This is a genomic window from Streptomyces atratus (assembly GCF_900119365.1).
In the GTDB taxonomy this organism is placed as follows: Bacteria; Actinomycetota; Actinomycetes; order Streptomycetales; family Streptomycetaceae; genus Streptomyces; species Streptomyces atratus_B.
In genome coordinates this window covers 38,726-53,773 of record NZ_FPJO01000028.1, presented here as the reverse complement: position 1 = coordinate 53,773, position 15,048 = coordinate 38,726, and the positions used below count along the sequence as shown (strand labels likewise).

The window sequence follows — 15,048 nt, the reverse complement described above, 5'->3', positions numbered from 1 at the left end:
CTAGAGATCAACGAAGCCATGACGGAATGCAGGCCGGCGACGACCTCGGACGCGTCGTGGGCATGCTCGGAGTCGGTGAGCCATTCCGCCATCAGGCCCGTGAACAGGGCCATCTGCGCGGCACCCAGGATGCCGGGCGGCAGAGTCGTCGATTTCGTCCTCGGGCGTGCTGAGCAGCAGAGAGCCCAGGCCCCGGCAGCCCTGGGCTTGGGCGACGGCCAGATGGCGGCGCAGATCGTCGGAGTGTTCGAGTCCAACGAAACTGGGTGACAGGCTTGGTAAGAACCCTCGACTCCCCGTTGATTGCCGAAGCGGAGAGGGTGGGAGCGACACCGACCGGGCTGGTGAACTGGTGTCCAAGCAGGTCACGTGGGGCAGGAAGCGGAAGACGCTGAGTCCGGCGAACCGGGCCAGCGCGGACGAGGTCACCGCCGAGTGCAACGGACATCAACTCACGAACCGCCCTCTGCGAGCCAGCTTCTCCTCGACTTGGAAGGCCGGCCTGAGGCGCCGCTGGGATCGGTAGAGGGAACGGGCCTGTTCCCACGCCTCGCAGGCCTGGGCGTGCTGGCCCAGGGAGTCACGGATATCCCCCAGTTTTGCCAGTGTGTCTGCCTCCTCAAAGGCGTCACCGAGTTCCCGGCGCAGGGTCAAGGCCTGATCGTAGCGCTCGAGTGCAAGGGCGTGTTCGTTGGTGCGGTGGGCGAGGTAGCCGAGACTGTCCAGAGTGAATGCCTCCCCCTCGCGAAAGTGGTGCCGACGGCACAGGACGAGCGCCTCCTCGCAGTAGCTGCGGGACTGCCGGTGATGGCCCAGCCTGGCGTGGTACCAGCCCACCGCGTTGAGCGCTTCGGCTTCCCGGGGAGGACTGTCGAGTGTCCTGCGGATGCGCAGGTTCTGGATCGCGTGCGCCAGCGCCTGTCGGTCGTCGCCGTGCTTCTCCCAGGCCAGGGCGAGGTTGAGATGTGTCTGTGCCTTTCCCGCCGCCTGATCGGCTTCCTCGAACAGCGTGAGAGCCACACGCAGGTGTTCCAGAGCCGCGGCGTGCCGGCCCTGAGAGGCATGGGCGCGCCCGAGAAGCCGGTGAGCCAGTGCACGCTGTGTCTGGTCCCGCATGCTCTCCTCGGCGGCGAGCGTGGCCCGCAGCATCGCAGTGCGGTCGTCCAGGTTCCCCTGCCGCCAGTGAAAGGTATCTAGGGACCAAGCCAACTGCCATGCCTGCCGGTAGTGGCCCTGCGCCATGGCGAAGCGGTGCGCGTCGAGCAAGCAGAGGTGTTCGGCTTCGAACCAGCGCATTGCGGTTTCGATGTCCCGGAGTGGGAGGGCGCCTCGCGTGACGTCTGGTAGGTCCGGCCCGAACGGGGTTCGCAGCGGCGACAACAATCGGTCGCCGTCGTGTGCCGTGTCGGCGTAGAAGTCCACCAACCCGCGCAGCGCGGACTCCAGAGCTTCCCTGCGCTGATCCTGTGTCGCGCGCTCTGCCGCATAGAGCCGTACGAGGTCGTGCATGCGGTAGCGGCCCGGGCGGATCTCCTGGATCAGATGCGCCCCTTCCAGCCCGCGCAGGTGCGACCGCACTTCCGGGACGGGCAGTGCGGTCAGGGCCGACGCCGCGGCCAGACTGATGTCCGGGCCGAGCGACTGGCCGAGCAGTCCGAACACCCGCGCTGTCGCTGTGTCCAGGGCGTCGTAGGAGGAGGACAGCACGGCCCGCAGGTCGGCTGTGGGATCGTCGGTGCCGAAGGCGTCCAGCCGGGCGGATCTGTCATGGAGTTCCTCAGCAAGCGCGGCCAGCGGAAAAGTGGGATGAATGCCCGCCCGGGCAGACATTACGCCGATGGCCAGGGGCAGACCCGCGCAGTAATCCAGGAGCGTGGCCACCGCCTTTGGTTCCTCCGTAACCCGTTCGGAACCAAGGCGATGAACCAGCATCTCCCGGGCCTCCGCCTCGGACACCACGTCCAGGGCGAGAGGACGGGCCCCGTGCGCGGTGATCAGTCCGGTGAGTCCACGACGGCTGGTGATCAGCATCGTGCAGGAAGGAGTTCCCGGTAACAGGGGAAGGACCTGGGCGGTGTCGCGGGCGTCGTCCAGCACGATCAGCATCCGCCTGTCCGCGATCAGGCTGCGGTACATCGCCACTCGGCCCGGTAAGTCGACCGGCATCTCTGTGGGGGCGAGCCCGAGGGCGTGGAGAAAGTTCTGCACCACTTCTGCCGGAGAGGCGGGGTCTCCCAATGGGGAGAAGCCTCGAAGATCGGCGTGGAGTTGCCCGTCGGGGAACGCCGCGGCGTTGTGATGGGCCCAATGACCGGCGAGCCAGGTCTTGCCGATTCCGCCGATCCCGCCGATCGTCGAGATCACCACGGTGCCACCTGGAGCACCGCCCGCGTTGAGCGCCTTGTCGAGTTCCGCGATCTCGCGGGCCCGGCCGATGAAGTGTCCGGGCGGAGGCGGCAATTGGCGCGGCACCATGGCCGTTCCCAATTGCGCGGTTGTGCCAGTGGCAGGGCGGACGGCCAGTGCGGCGTCCGTGGTGAGAATCTGCTGGTGCAGTCGTTGTAATTCCGGGCCAGGGTCGGTTCCGAGTTCCTCCGATAATCGGTGCTGAATGTTCTGGTAGTGGGCCAGGGCATCCGACCGGCGGCCGCTGCGGTACAGGGCCAGCATGAGCTGCCCCGCCAGACGCTCGTCCAGCGGGTGCTGCTCGGCGCGTGCGGGAAGCGCGGCCAACAGCTCGGCGTGCCGACCGAGCCGTAGCCGGAGATCGGTCAGGTCCAGTTCGGCTGCGGTTCTCTCTCGGTGCCACGACTCGCGCAGGACGTTGAACCAAGGAGTGTCCAGATCACCGAAGGCATCGCCGCGCCACAGTGCGAGCGCTTGTGCGAACAGCACCGCGGCGTGGCCGTCGTCGGCAGTGCGGGCCTGCCCGACCAGGCCGCGAAAGCGGTGCAGGTCCACGGCGGACGGATCGACCGCCAGGACGTAGGAGCCCGATTGCCGTGTGATGTGCACCTTCTCGGCCGCCGTGGCCAAGGCCAGGCGCAGGCGGGACACGTAGCTGTAGAGCGTGGCGTGGGCCCGTTGCGGAGGACAGTCCCCCCACACCCGGTCCACGAGCCTGGCGGTCGGAACCGGAGCATTGGCATCGACCAGCAGCCCCGCCAGCACCGACCGCTGACGGACATGGCCCAAGTCGACCGCAGCACCACCGACATACGCCTCGATGCCTCCGAGCAGAACGAAGTCCACGAACACCCTTCCCCCTGGGCCGAAGAACCGCTGTCGAGACAGTGGGACCGACCTGTGAATTCAAGTTCCTCGCAAGGTTTGCCCAACATGCGCTGACCAGTATCTCCAACGGCCGAAAGGCCAGGCACTCTCCCCTGACGCTCCGAGAGCGGAGGGCGAGCGGCTGCACCGCGTAGATCCACCTGGAGAACGACCGAGAGAAGGAGTCCGACGTGTTCAAGATGATCGAAGCACTGGGATCCAACGTCCTGGAGCGCTTCGTACCCCGGATCGACGCTTCCGCGGCGGCCCAGGACTGCTGGACCGAGTGGAAGTGCGTCATCGGTACGAGCGGGTGCAACGCCACCGACCACACCTGGTGGCAGACCCGCACCGCCTGTTCCAGCGGGTCCACCACCGCCTGGAAGTTCCACAGCTGCTCCAACTGCCGCTGACCGCAGGGCAGACCATCTCATGCAGCAGTATCTGGAAGTCGCGGTCCGCACACTGATCGGGACGGTGTTCCTCACCTCGTTCCTCAGCAAGGCGAAGGGACGGCAGGCGTATGACGCCTTCGTGGCGTCGGTGCGCAGCATGCGGGTACTGCCGCCGGTGCTGGTTCGCCCAGTCGCGGCAGGCGTCGTGGCCGGCGAGCTCCTCGTGAGCTCGCTGGTCGCGGCGCCATCCACTGCGACCGGGGTCTGCGGGCTCCTCGGCGCCGCCGCCCTCGTGGGCGGCTTCGCGCTCGCCATCGCCCTGGCCCGGCATCGCGGAGTAAGCGCCTCCTGCCGCTGCTTCGGGGCTTCGTCCGCTCCGCTCGGTGCCCGGCATGTCGTACGGAACAGCGTGCTGGGGGTCCTCGCGGTCACCGGCGCGATGAGCGCACCGGTCGGCGGGGAGGTGCGCGTGGAAGCTGCCGTCACGGCGGCTCTGTGCGGCCTGCTGGTGGCCGCGGTGATCATGGCGCTCGATGACATCGTGGAGCTGTTCCGCCCCGCCTGACCTGAGCACATACCAATGAATCCAAGGGAGTTGGCATGTCTTTCCTCGTGGCCGCAGTCGTGCTCGTGGGGCTGCTGTGCACACTGGACCTCGCCCTCACGGTGGGGGTGGTGAAGCGGCTGCGCGAGCACACGGCCCTGCTGGCGAGTGCTCGGCCCGACGCCGGGTACGAGCCAGGACCCGGCCCGGCCCCAGGGGCAATCGCCGTGGGCGAGGAGGTGGGCCCGTTCTCGGCGACCTCTGCGGACGGCGAACCGGTGAGCCAGGACACCGTCACCAGCGAGACTCTGGTGGCCTTCTTCTCGCCCGGATGCGCACCGTGCCAGGACGAGGTGCCCCGGCTCGTCCAGCACATCAGGGCCTCCGCACTCAGCCGTGACCTGGCCTGGGCCGTCGTCGTCGGCGACGCCGAGGAGTGCACCCCCTTCGTATCCGAACTCGCCCCGGTGGCCCGGGTGTTCGTGGAGCAGCCCGGCGGCCCACTCGGCAGGGCGTTCCGGACATCCGCCTTCCCGACGGTGCTCCGGATGGCACCGGCACCCGGAGCCAGCCCCGGCATCGGAGCCGGCACCGGCATCGGAGCCGGCACCGGCATCGGAGCCGGCACCGGACGGTGCGTCATCACCTCCGACGACGTGCGACTCGACCGGTCAGCCCCCGTCGGCGCATGAGTCACGACATCCGCTACGGCAACGGTGCCGCCTGGCCCGGCACCCGGCTCCGCTCATCGGTCGCGCGGGGGGTGGCCGCCGGAGCACTCGCTGTCAGAGCGGCCCCTACGACCCTGGCGCTGCACGTCGTGGTGGCGCTCGTCGGTGGCGCTCAGCCCGTGGTGATCGCCTGGCTCACCAAACTCGTACTCGACGATGTGGCCGCCGGAGCGCGGACGGCCACCCTGCTCCCCCTGGCCGCCAGTCTGGGCGCCGCCGGACTCGTCGCCGCCGTGCTGCCCCAGCTGACGCAGTACCTGCGCGCCGAGTTCAACCGCGCGGTGGGACTCCTCGCCCAGGACCGCCTGTTCGGCGCCGTGGACCGGCTGGTTGGCCTCGCCCAGTTCGAGGACCCACGCTTCCTGGACCGGGTGCGGCTCGCCCGTGACGCGGGAGGGTCGGGACCTGGTCAGGTGGTGGACGGCACCCTCGGTCTCTTCCAAGCGGTGGTCACCATCACCGGGTTCCTCGCCTCCCTGCTGCTGCTCAGCCCGATGATGACCGGCCTGGTCCTCCTGGCCGGGGTACCGACGCTGGCAGCCGAACTCGCGCTGTCCCGGCGCCGGGCCCGTATGTACTGGGACCTCGGCCCCGTCGAACGGCGCGAGCTCTTCTACAGCCAGCTGCTCACCAGCGTGGAAGCGGCCAAGGAGATACGGCTGTTCGGCATCGGTACGTTCCTTCGCGGTCGGATGCTGGCCGACCGTCGCACCGTCAACGCCTCCCTGCGGACCATGGACCGCAGGGAGGCCATGGTCCAGTCGGGTCTCGGAGGCTTCGCCGCGCTGGTGGCAGGGGGCGGACTGCTGTGGGCGGTGTCCGCCACCCAGTCCGGAGGGCTCTCGGTCGGCGATGTAGCGATCTTCGTGGCGGCTGTGGCCGGCATCCAAGGCGCCGTCGCCGTACTCGCCCTGGAGATCGCCCGTACCCACCAGTCGCTGCTGATGTTCGACCACTATCTGTCCGTCATCCGCTGCCCGCCCGATCTCCCCGTGGCTCCGAACCCTCGCCCCCTGCCACCGCTCCGCGACGCCATCGAATTCCGGGACGTCTGGTTCCGGTACTCGCCCGAGCACGCCTGGATCCTCCGGGGCGTCACCCTTCGTGTCCCGTACGGGAAGGCGCTGGCGCTCATCGGGCTGAACGGAGCGGGCAAGTCCACTCTGATCAAACTGCTGTGCCGGTACTACGACCCCACACGCGGAGCGATCTTGTGGGACGGGACGGATCTGCGCGAGATCGATCCGGCCGATCTGCGCCACCGTATCGGTGCCGTCTTCCAGGACTACATGGAGTACGACATGACGGCCGCCGAGAACATCGCCTTGGGGGACCTGTCCTCACTCGACGACCGCGAACGCATCCATACCGCCGCGCGCCGCGCCGACTTGCACGACCGGTTGACTGAGCTGCCCCGCGGATACGACACCCTGCTGTCCCGGATGTTCTTCATGGACATGGACAGGGACACGAGCTTGAGCGCGGACGGTGAGAAGGGCACCCCGCAGACCGGCCTCGAACTCTCGGGTGGTCAGTGGCAACGGCTCGCCCTGGCCAGGGCCTTCTTACGCGATCAGCGCGACCTCATGATCCTCGACGAGCCGTCCGCAGGCCTGGACGCCGAGGCTGAGGCCGAAATCCACTCCTCGCTCACCCAGTACCGCGCCGGGCGGACCAGTCTGCTGATCTCCCATCGGCTCGGCGCGGTGCGCGACGCCGACATGATCGCCGTGCTCGCGGACGGGCGAATCCTGGAGCAGGGCGATCACGCCTCGCTGACGGCGATGGGGGGCGAGTACGCCCGGCTCTTCGCCCTCCAGGCATCCGGCTACCGGGACAATGCAACGTAACCATCACGAGGCAGGAGGCACATAGTGAGCAGAGGTCTGCTGGCGGCCGGGGGCATCGCCGTGGGCGCCTGTCTGGTCGTGCCCGCGGCTCTCCGCCGAGGCCTGACCGCGGTCACCATCCAGGGAAGCAGCATGGAACCGACGTACGAGCACGGCGACCGCGTGCTCGTACGTCGCACCCGCAACGTCTCGGCAGGGCAGGTCGTCGTGGTGGAACGTCCTACCCCGCAGGGCGCCTGGCCGGCGCCGCCTCTACCGCGCGGTAGAGGCGGCGCCGGCCAGGCGCAGCGGGAATGGCTCATCAAACGGGCCGTAGCCACATCTGGCGACCCGGTCCCGCACCATCTGCCCGCCATCCTGCGCACAGCCCCCGGGGGCTGTGTGCCGCCGGGGGCTGTGGTGCTGCTCGGCGACAACCCGGAGAACGGCTTCGACTCCCGTCTGGTGGGTTACTTTCCGGTGGAACGCGTACTGGGAACGGTGCTGTGCGCCTTCCCCCACCCCGACCCCGGAAGTATCTGAGCTTGGCGTTCAATCTCGTCGGGCTTGATGCTCCTTGACCGGCTCGGCGCGTTTGACCGTCTCGCCGACGTCGTGGTGCTTGGCCCGGTGCTGGTTCTTCGAGCCGGGAGGCCGTCTGGGCCGGGGCGAGAGGGTTTCGGTGCGGCCGCCGGGCGGGCGAGAGGCTGTCGCACGGCTCCTGCCCCGTGAAGGTCAAGAGCGATTCGTTGTTCGGTTCCAAAGATCAGGGAGGCGTCGGATTCTTGGCCGGTGGAGCGGAACTTCTTGTCGTGCGACCGTGAACGTGACCTTGAGATGCCGCGGGATGTCCGGCAGTGGCTGCCGCCCGAGCACCTGTGCTGGAAGGTGCTCGACGTCGTCGAGGTTCTTGACCTGTCGGCGTTCGAGAACAGCTACCGTGACGACGGGCGGGGCGGGGTGGCCTACCCTCCCGCGAGCCTGATTGCGCCCGGCTATCCCGTCCACCACTGTGGCGAGCCGGCGTACGGACGGAGCGCTGCGCTGCTTCGGGGTCATTCTGGCTGCTCGCGCCGCTTCGTCTGCACCTTGAGCCACGGATTCTCCGCCCTCGACTGGGCGCGGTCCAGATACTCCCGCTTCACCACGGCCGAGCCGGGCTTCCACCGGCCCTGCTTCGTCGGGTCCCCGCCGGCGTCCGCGATCTCCTGGGCACCGCCGCGGCGCAGCCCGTGCGCGGTGACGTCCTGCCAGTTCTTGAACCCGGCCTTGTGCGCGCGCCCTCGGACGATGTCGTTGACCGCGTCCCCGGTCAGGTGGTCACCCCGCCTGGTCGCGGTGGACCGGTTCTGCAGGGTGCCGGCCACCGTCAGTGCGCGCAGCACCGGCCCGGAGCGCACACCGAGGCTGTGCAGGCAGTTGAGCCAGTCCCGGGTGGCCTGCACCGGGTCGTACAGCGGGTTGTCCGAGTCGGCGGGGACCCAGGTCTCCTCGCCTCTGGCGGCCTGGTCGGTCTTGGAGTACGCGACCCACTCGGCCACGCCGCCGTCGTCGACCTCCAGGTCCTCGATGAGGAGGTCGGCGAGCTCGATGCGCCGGTTGAGGGCCTTGCGGCCGACGAGGAGAACGAACCGGTCCCGCAGCCCGATGGGGTGCCGCCGGTCGCAGGTGTCGACCATCGCCCGGCTCATCTCGGCCGTGATGGGTGGTGCCTTCTTCACCCGGTTCCGCTTGCGCCAGTCCTTGCGGTAGTCGTTGAGCAGGCGGCGGGCGACCGTGGTGCCGGGCTTCTTGTCGTCGGGCATCCAGGTGCGGATCGCGGACATGTGCGTCGCGATCGTGTTCGGGGAGGCCTCCCGGGCGATCATCGAGGCGACGTACTCGATGTACGTGGCGGTGGTGCAGGGACGGGCGACACGGCCCATGTCGTCGCACCAGCGCTCGAAGATGCCGCGCTGGGACCGGTAGTTCTTGTTGGTGTTGTGCCCGTCGGCGTACGCCTTCAGCCGCTCGGCGGTCTCCGGCGAGAGGTACAGGTCCCGTTCGGTGTACGTCGGCTGGTCGGCGGCCGTGGGGAGGGTTTCACCGGGCATCAGGACGGTGTGCTGGTCCACCAGCGGCTTCGCGGTGGGGGGCGGGCCGGCGACGGCCGGCAGCAGCTCGTCGTCCCCGACGAGCTCCGCGTCGACGACTTCGGCGGCGTCGAGTTCGTTCGCCGTGGTCATGGCGTCACCGGAGCCGCGGCCGGAGCGGGAGCGATTGACATGCGCGGGCGGCCCTTCTTGGCCAGGCGGCCGAGAAGCGCTCGCCGCTTCGCCCACCGCCGGTTCTCCTCCGGGAGCGCCTTCGGAACCCCGCCAGGTTGCTGTAGGACGATCTCGCTCATGTGCCCTCCCCCGCAGGATCGTTCCTGGCGAACCACCCTCGTATAAGGGAAATTATACGAGGGTGATCACTCCTTCCTGCCGAAGATGGCCGCCAACGCACGCAAGGACCGCTCGCGGACTGCAGGATCTGGGTGAAGCGCCGCGACCATCAGGACTAACGACACGGTGATGGGCAGGACGGCAAGGGTAGGCGCGGTGATGATCTCCATGCCGCGACCGTAGAGCCCCAAGATGTTGCGCCGGAAGGTCATCAGGTGTGGCGATTGGCGCGCCACACCTGATGGCAGTGCGCTACACCCACAAAGTGCCGATATGTGAGCTTATCGCGCATCAGGCGGGATCGCGGCTCTGAAGTAAGGAAATGTCAAGATACGGGACTCCGGTCTGCTTCTTCGCTGTGCGCGATCCTAAGCTCCACCGCCACGACCTGAAGGTGGAACTCGCGTGCACAGTTGAAGACACCTACCCTCGGCGCCTCTGCGGCGGAACGCCTCGCTGCCGCAGCGTCTCCTCGGCAACTCCCCCTCTCTCTGCGGCCGTCGGAGGTTGAGCCAGCGTAACGCCGACGGAGGTCAGCATGGACAGATCGAGGCTGTACTCACGCTGCGACCGGACCTTCCAGATTTGAAAGGCTTCAGCAACATGCTCCTGGGCCTTGCGCCGACTCATGCCAGTTACCCTCATGAGATGTGCGAGTGCCTGTTCCTCAAGGCCGCGGACCTGAGCGAAGCCGAAGTGCGTGACGGTGTGGCAGTCCGTGCACAAGCAGATCAGTCGGCGGAGCGTTTGAATCTGCCGTACGTCGTCGTAAGCCCACCGCTCATGTGCCTCAAGCCAACGCTTTGTTTCCCGATCGGCCGTGGCACCGCACGCCTCGCATCGTTGCCCAGCCCGACCGGTGATCATCCGGCGCAGCCGTTCCCAGTCCTTCGGCGTCACGCAAGAGCGGACGTTGGTGAACCAGCACGTGGACGGTACGAGGTCGACGAACAGCCCTTGCCCTAGGCTGCGGTCCTCACCAGGGAGGAGGTCCGGAACGTCGGGTCCAGCGATCCAGCGTTCCAGAGCGGCCTCCCGGCCGGCAGGGGCGTACCAGCGGCGGGCTTGGGCATCCCATCGCGCCCCTGCGGCCTTCGCTTCGTCCTTCTCCTGGTATGAGACGTCTAACCACGTCCGCGCAGTAACCACACTTCCCCCTCCGGACTCAATTCCGTTCCGACGGCGACCCTAGGCCACTGTGATCGGCCCGGTAGGCAAAATGCCTACAGATAGCGGAAATTGGCCACTGCAGTCCGGGTAGAGGTGTGCGACGAATGCCGGTCGGTTCGGCATGAACTGGCGCGGCCGCCAGGTGGTTGCACGCACCCTTCAGCTCAGCTGCGGACGGTTGGCGGCTGCCCCGAATCGTCCAAGGCAGCCCGTGCCACCGACGTGAAACTGCCGAGGCGTTCAGAGACCATGGTCACCTCGACAGCGTGGCGCTCCACGAACTTGACGTTGTGGTCTGGGGCACCCAAGGAGTCACGCCAGGCGAGAAGAGTCGTATGCATCGAATGGAGCCCCAGGTGAACGCTGTGGGCAGCCTGCTCCACTGATGCGGGCCCCTCAACCGCAAGGCTGGTGCAGGTGGCCTGCACCAAAGCCAGTCGCTCTTGCGCGACCTGAAGCCGACGGTCGGCTTCCGCCACATCCGAGACATCGCCTGTCAGTGCACGTGCAGCCATCTTCAGCGCGGTGCGCGACTCGTTGGCTGGGGCCAGAAAAGCGCTGTACGCATCTCGGCGCAGTTGTCTACGCCACTGAGAATGCTCGACCTCGGCTTGCCCCTGCACCTGCCGTCGGGAGCAGTCCGGCACCGCCCAGCTCCTGCCCCGCCTCATCGCCCGCCGCACCCGCGGCCCGCTGTTCCTCACCGACCGCAAGGCCCCGGCCGGACCGCCGACGCTGGACGTGTGCCCGGAGACCGGCCGGGCCCGGCTCTCCTACCGCCGGGCCGAGGAGATCTTCGAGGAGAACACCCGGCTCCTGGCCAACCCGCTCGCCTCACCCGAGGACATCGAGGACCTGGACGGCTGGACGCTCCACCGGCTCCGCCACAGTGCCCTCACACACGACGCCGAGGGCGGCACCTCCACCCCGATGCTGCTGGCCCGCTCCCGCGTCCGCTCCCTGGAGCGGTACGCCCGCCCCGGCGTCGACTCGGTCGCCCGGCACGTCGCGGAGCGCGACCCCGCCGCACGTCGCCGGAACCGGTAGCGGACGTGGCTCTACCTTGCACCGTGGGTCAGAGATAGGAGACCGGGGCCGTGTCGGCCGAAAGCGACGTCAGAGCAGCCCCTGCTCAGCACGCGACCGTGTCCCGCCGATAGTGTGGCAGATTTGAAGTGCATGGCCGTCAGCGCCTGCAACCGATACTGAAGCGGTAGGCGCCATGAGTGACATGTGGACTGGTGAGAAGGTACGCCTGCGGGGTGTCGAGCCGGAGGACTGGGAAGGATTTCGTGACCTGGCCCAGAACACCCTCGATGTCCGCAACGCCGACCTGGTCGATCCTCCGCGCTCTGCTGAGAGTTTCCGTTCCTGGACTGCTGAGCGGGCTGGGCGTCCGCCGGGCGGTGAAGCATTCCGCCTGGTGGTCGAGGCGCTGGCCGACCACGCATTCTCAGGGTCTGTGACAGTCGGAGAGACCGACAGCCGTGCGGGACGATTCAAGACGGGTATCGAGATCATCCGCGATCACCGCCGCAAGGGATACGCAGCCGAGGCAACCGAACTCGTCCTCACCTACATGTTCGCCGAACAGCGCTACAACAAGTGCGAGGCGGAGGTCTACGCCTTCAACGACGCCTCCCTCGCCCTCTACCGCAGGCTGGGCTTCGTGGAGGAGGGACGGCTTCGCCAGCATGGATTCTTCGCCGGCAGTTACCACGACGTTGTGCTGCTTGGCATTACCGCCGCCGAACATTGGGCCACACACCAGCGCCCATCGGTGCGGTGATCTTCACGTCACCATTCCCTGCGTATGGGGCAAAACCGTTGCGTGATCGTGGTCGATGACGAGGCGCCGGCCGGTCTCCCCGCAGACGGCACAGCGGTTGGCCTGCCACGTCGTCAGGGCCTCGCTGCCGGTGTCCAGGGCATCCGCGGCCTCCTGCAGGAGCTCCACGGCCTTCTCGCTGTAGCCGGTGGTATCGATACCGTCCCAGAAGCGCCGGTGGATGTCGTCCCTGCCTGGCCGCGTGGCGGGCCAGGACCAACAGGCGGGACAGAGGGCGGGAGCCCTGTTCATGGTTCCCGCCCTCTGGCATTCCTGGCAGGTCAGACGGCGATCGGGTCAGCCTCCGACGTGCAGTCAGATCCGATGATGGCAACTGTCGGGAACCTGCCGTCGCCGTACAGGACGGGGACGGAGACCGATTGAGTGCAGTACTCCTGGAGCGGGGAGATCCCTGCGCCGCGCAGGATGACCGGACCGGAGCCGAGGTAGGCGTTGGTGCCGCCGTCGATGAGGGTCCTCTCACCACGGCAGGTGATTCCGACAGCCTTGGGTACGCCCGGCAGCCCGGACTTCCTCGCGAGCTGCTGTACAGCGTCATAGAACGCTTCATTGCCGGGCGGTACGTGGGCGAGGTCGACGGCCTGGCTGCACCGGAGGGCGGGCGTACTGTCGGGGGCGGCGCTGGCCGCAGGGGCGAGCGCGAGGCCCGCTGCGAGGGCGAGAGGGACGGCGAGCAGGGCTGTTTTCTTCATGCGCGTGGATGTCCTTTCCAACGGGTGTGTGCGTAATGCAGCGTTTCTTTCACGGGCGAGATGGCCCTGTTCTGCCGAAGAGGTCCGGGAGGGCGGCGCAGTCGACCTCGTCACGGCTCGGCGCGAAGAACAGATGCAACTCATGCGCGGCGACCAGCCGCTTGAACCGCGGATACGCGGTCCTCTCGATCGAGGTCACAACCCACCCCGCCCCAGACGAAACCCAACATCACCACCAACGACACCGAGCCGAACGGGTGACGGGACAAGGCGCTCAACAACTCAAGATCATCCCGGTGACCTCCTCATCGCTCCGGGAGGGCCGCCCCGACCTCACCCATGCCCTGGCGACCAGACGATTCAAAGGTTTCTGCAAGGTTTCCCGTAGCCAGGTGCCGCGGCGGCGGGAGGTGTTCGCGAAGAACTCCTCCAAGTGGGGCGACCCGCGGGCGAAGCTTCTGGACGGGGAGGCGTGGGAGCAGGCCAAGCCGACCGTGCTGGCGTCGCTCGCGCTGCCCGCGGAGGCGGGCGAGCACCTGGCGGCGCGGGCCGCGTTGCTGGACGGCACCTACCGTGAGGTGGTCGGGCGGGTGTCGGCGAACTCTCAGATCGTGTACCGCCGGGGCTGTCCCGGCGGTGACTGGCTTCATTCACGAGTAGTGCCGTCAGTTGTTCACGGGTTTGGGAGGCACCCAGATCCACGGTCGGGTGATGTTCACGAGTTTTGGTTCTGGCTCACTTTCCGTGGAGCAAGCACGCTGAGTGACGGCTGACGCTCGGATCGGCCTCCGGGAGGTTGCATTAACTGGAGGTGTTCGGTGCGCGGAAAGGGCGAGAAAAGTTGGCGACGTGCGAGACATGGGTCCTGGAAGTTCTGGGAGTTCTGGGAGCGGTGAAGCGGCCGGGGTGGAGTAAGGTTTTCGCCGGGTCGACCGGGCCCTGGCGGTTCCCATGCAGGTGGGCCCGGGTGGTGCACACCCCCGGTGGGGACGTTCCCCACATCACGCTGGACCACATCGCATCGAGGATCAGCCTTTGACTCCGTACTCCCTGGCGTTCTACGTGGACGTCGTCACCACCGGCACCTTGCTCGGCGTGGGCCCCGCGGATTCTCCCGACCACGTCACCAAGGTCCTTGGGTCGGACTTCGGTGAGAACACCTTCGACGACCGCAGCATGTGCCGTGACTACGGCCTCGCCGAGTTCTACTGGGACCGCGCTTCCGCCGACCACCCCTGGTCGGGACACCACTTCACCCTGCAGGTGCACCGGCTCGCGTACCGGGACCGTACCCTCGTGAACGACGCGCTTCGCGCCCGGTACGGGCGGTTCACTCCCAGGCTTCGGTTCGAAAAGCTGCAACGCCTACTGGAGCGGCGCGGTGTCCCCCTGTTGGAGATCCCGGAAATCCCGGCGAACGCCCCGTATTTCCGTACTTTCTGGCAGCCCGATTCCCATGTGGCCGTCTCCGTCATAGGCACCTACGGCGAGTACAGCACGCCGGACAATCTGCGGGTCGGCGACGTGTACAGCGTCCAGGCCCCGATGGCTGCCGAGGAAGTGGAGTGGCGGAGGGCGCGGGTCGGTTAGCACAGGGGCGGGCGGGGCTTGCCAATTTCGCGCAACTTTCTGGAGCCCTGTCCAATTGCACAGCTTGAGTCACGACAGCAGGACTCGCTTCCGGAGGAGTTGGAAGCTGGCCCGGCCGAACATTTGGCGCTTGAGCATCTTGATTCGGTTGACGTGTCCTTCGACGACGCCGGAGTTCCAGGGCAGGGTGAGGCCGGCGATGACGGCGTCGCGGTCGCGGTCGATGCCTGCGGCGAGGGTGTGGAGGCTGGGGAGGTCGTCTCGCCGGACGGCGTCGAGCCACTGCGGCAGCCGTTCGCCCTGGCGCTCGGTGAGCATCTGGCCGAAGGACCGGACGTGACCGGTGAGGGCGTCGAGTTCGGGGCAGTGGACCAGGACGGCCTTGAGTCGAAGGTGGTCGGTCTCTGTGAGGGTCTCGGGCCGGCGGAGGATCCATCCGGCGACAACGCGGGGTGACGGTGGCCGAGCGGCGACGGGGCCCGGCGAGAGCCGCTTCTCCCGGAAATAGGCGCGAACCCGCTGGTAGCTGCCCTGATAGCCGAGCGGCAC

17 protein-coding genes and 1 pseudogene are annotated in these 15,048 nt (G+C 67.8%); 9 read left to right on the top strand and 9 right to left on the bottom strand.

All coding sequences use genetic code 11. From position 1 onward, the window contains the following. Positions 1-447: 447 nt before the first annotated feature. A complete protein-coding gene (locus tag BT364_RS32025; RefSeq protein ID WP_256260306.1) occupies positions 448-3,252 on the bottom strand; it encodes an AfsR/SARP family transcriptional regulator in 2,805 nt (934 codons plus the stop codon). Between the two features lie 212 nt (positions 3,253-3,464). Here BT364_RS32025 and BT364_RS32020 point away from each other — a divergent pair, with 212 nt between their 5' ends. The 5 genes from BT364_RS32020 to BT364_RS32000 are packed head-to-tail and all read left to right on the top strand — an operon-like array spanning position 3,465 to position 7,315. Next, a complete protein-coding gene (locus tag BT364_RS32020) occupies positions 3,465-3,686 on the top strand; it encodes a hypothetical protein (RefSeq protein WP_072488714.1) in 222 nt (73 codons plus the stop codon). A 19-nt stretch (positions 3,687-3,705) separates the two neighbouring features. Beyond that, positions 3,706-4,233: a MauE/DoxX family redox-associated membrane protein gene (locus BT364_RS32015; RefSeq protein WP_072488713.1), complete on the top strand. Its 528-nt coding sequence runs from the start codon at positions 3,706-3,708 to the stop codon at positions 4,231-4,233. A 35-nt stretch (positions 4,234-4,268) separates the two neighbouring features. Beyond that, positions 4,269-4,904, top strand: coding sequence for a TlpA family protein disulfide reductase (locus tag BT364_RS41935; protein WP_072488712.1), 636 nt, complete (start codon positions 4,269-4,271; stop codon positions 4,902-4,904). After that, positions 4,901-6,793, top strand: a complete 1,893-nt coding sequence (locus BT364_RS32005; RefSeq protein ID WP_079179732.1) for an ABC transporter ATP-binding protein — start codon at positions 4,901-4,903, stop codon at positions 6,791-6,793. The genes BT364_RS41935 and BT364_RS32005 overlap by 4 nt, the downstream gene beginning before the upstream one ends. 24 nt (positions 6,794-6,817) lie before the next feature. Then, the gene (locus BT364_RS32000; protein ID WP_079179731.1) at positions 6,818-7,315 is read left to right on the top strand and encodes a S26 family signal peptidase; all 498 of its coding nucleotides are present in this window, start codon (positions 6,818-6,820) and stop codon (positions 7,313-7,315) included. A 512-nt stretch (positions 7,316-7,827) separates the two neighbouring features. Here BT364_RS32000 and BT364_RS31995 read toward each other — a convergent pair. The 4 genes from BT364_RS31995 to BT364_RS31980 form a co-directional block, all read right to left on the bottom strand. After that, positions 7,828-8,997, bottom strand: a complete 1,170-nt coding sequence (locus BT364_RS31995) for a site-specific integrase (protein ID WP_072488710.1) — start codon at positions 8,995-8,997, stop codon at positions 7,828-7,830. Between the two features lie 227 nt (positions 8,998-9,224). After that, complete coding sequence (locus BT364_RS41930; RefSeq protein ID WP_177328317.1) at positions 9,225-9,368, bottom strand: hypothetical protein; 144 nt, start codon at positions 9,366-9,368, stop codon at positions 9,225-9,227. 253 nt (positions 9,369-9,621) lie between these two features. Continuing rightward, positions 9,622-10,347, bottom strand: coding sequence for a DUF5710 domain-containing protein (locus tag BT364_RS43485; RefSeq protein WP_072488708.1), 726 nt, complete (start codon positions 10,345-10,347; stop codon positions 9,622-9,624). Positions 10,348-10,532: 185 nt separating this feature from the next. Continuing rightward, positions 10,533-11,015, bottom strand: coding sequence for a hypothetical protein (locus BT364_RS31980; RefSeq protein WP_143166580.1), 483 nt, complete (start codon positions 11,013-11,015; stop codon positions 10,533-10,535). A gap of 94 nt (positions 11,016-11,109) precedes the next feature. Between BT364_RS31980 and BT364_RS41925 the strand changes: the two genes are divergently transcribed. Next, positions 11,110-11,415, top strand: a complete 306-nt coding sequence (locus BT364_RS41925; RefSeq protein WP_256260305.1) for a site-specific integrase — start codon at positions 11,110-11,112, stop codon at positions 11,413-11,415. 175 nt (positions 11,416-11,590) lie between these two features. Continuing rightward, the gene (locus BT364_RS31970; RefSeq protein WP_072488705.1) at positions 11,591-12,157 is read left to right on the top strand and encodes a GNAT family N-acetyltransferase; all 567 of its coding nucleotides are present in this window, start codon (positions 11,591-11,593) and stop codon (positions 12,155-12,157) included. Positions 12,158-12,160: 3 nt separating this feature from the next. Here the strand turns inward: BT364_RS31970 and BT364_RS31965 are convergent, their stop codons facing one another. The 3 genes from BT364_RS31965 to BT364_RS31960 are packed head-to-tail and all read right to left on the bottom strand — an operon-like array spanning position 12,161 to position 13,108. Next, positions 12,161-12,448: a hypothetical protein gene (locus tag BT364_RS31965; protein ID WP_072488704.1), complete on the bottom strand. Its 288-nt coding sequence runs from the start codon at positions 12,446-12,448 to the stop codon at positions 12,161-12,163. A gap of 29 nt (positions 12,449-12,477) precedes the next feature. Further along, positions 12,478-12,909, bottom strand: a complete 432-nt coding sequence (locus BT364_RS41920) for a hypothetical protein (protein ID WP_177328312.1) — start codon at positions 12,907-12,909, stop codon at positions 12,478-12,480. A gap of 49 nt (positions 12,910-12,958) precedes the next feature. Continuing rightward, complete coding sequence (locus tag BT364_RS31960) at positions 12,959-13,108, bottom strand: hypothetical protein (protein WP_256260304.1); 150 nt, start codon at positions 13,106-13,108, stop codon at positions 12,959-12,961. A 205-nt stretch (positions 13,109-13,313) separates the two neighbouring features. On the opposite strand from BT364_RS31960, the pseudogene BT364_RS44415 reads away from it, so the two are divergent. Beyond that, positions 13,314-13,526 (top strand): annotated as a pseudogene (locus BT364_RS44415) (hypothetical protein); the annotation flags it as partial. A gap of 418 nt (positions 13,527-13,944) precedes the next feature. Further along, positions 13,945-14,499 (top strand): hypothetical protein, encoded by a 555-nt coding sequence (locus BT364_RS31950; protein ID WP_072488703.1) that lies wholly within the window; start codon positions 13,945-13,947, stop codon positions 14,497-14,499. A 69-nt stretch (positions 14,500-14,568) separates the two neighbouring features. Here the strand turns inward: BT364_RS31950 and BT364_RS31945 are convergent, their stop codons facing one another. Further along, on the bottom strand, positions 14,569-15,048 hold the full coding sequence (locus tag BT364_RS31945; RefSeq protein WP_177328316.1) for a transposase: 480 nt from the start codon (positions 15,046-15,048) through the stop codon (positions 14,569-14,571).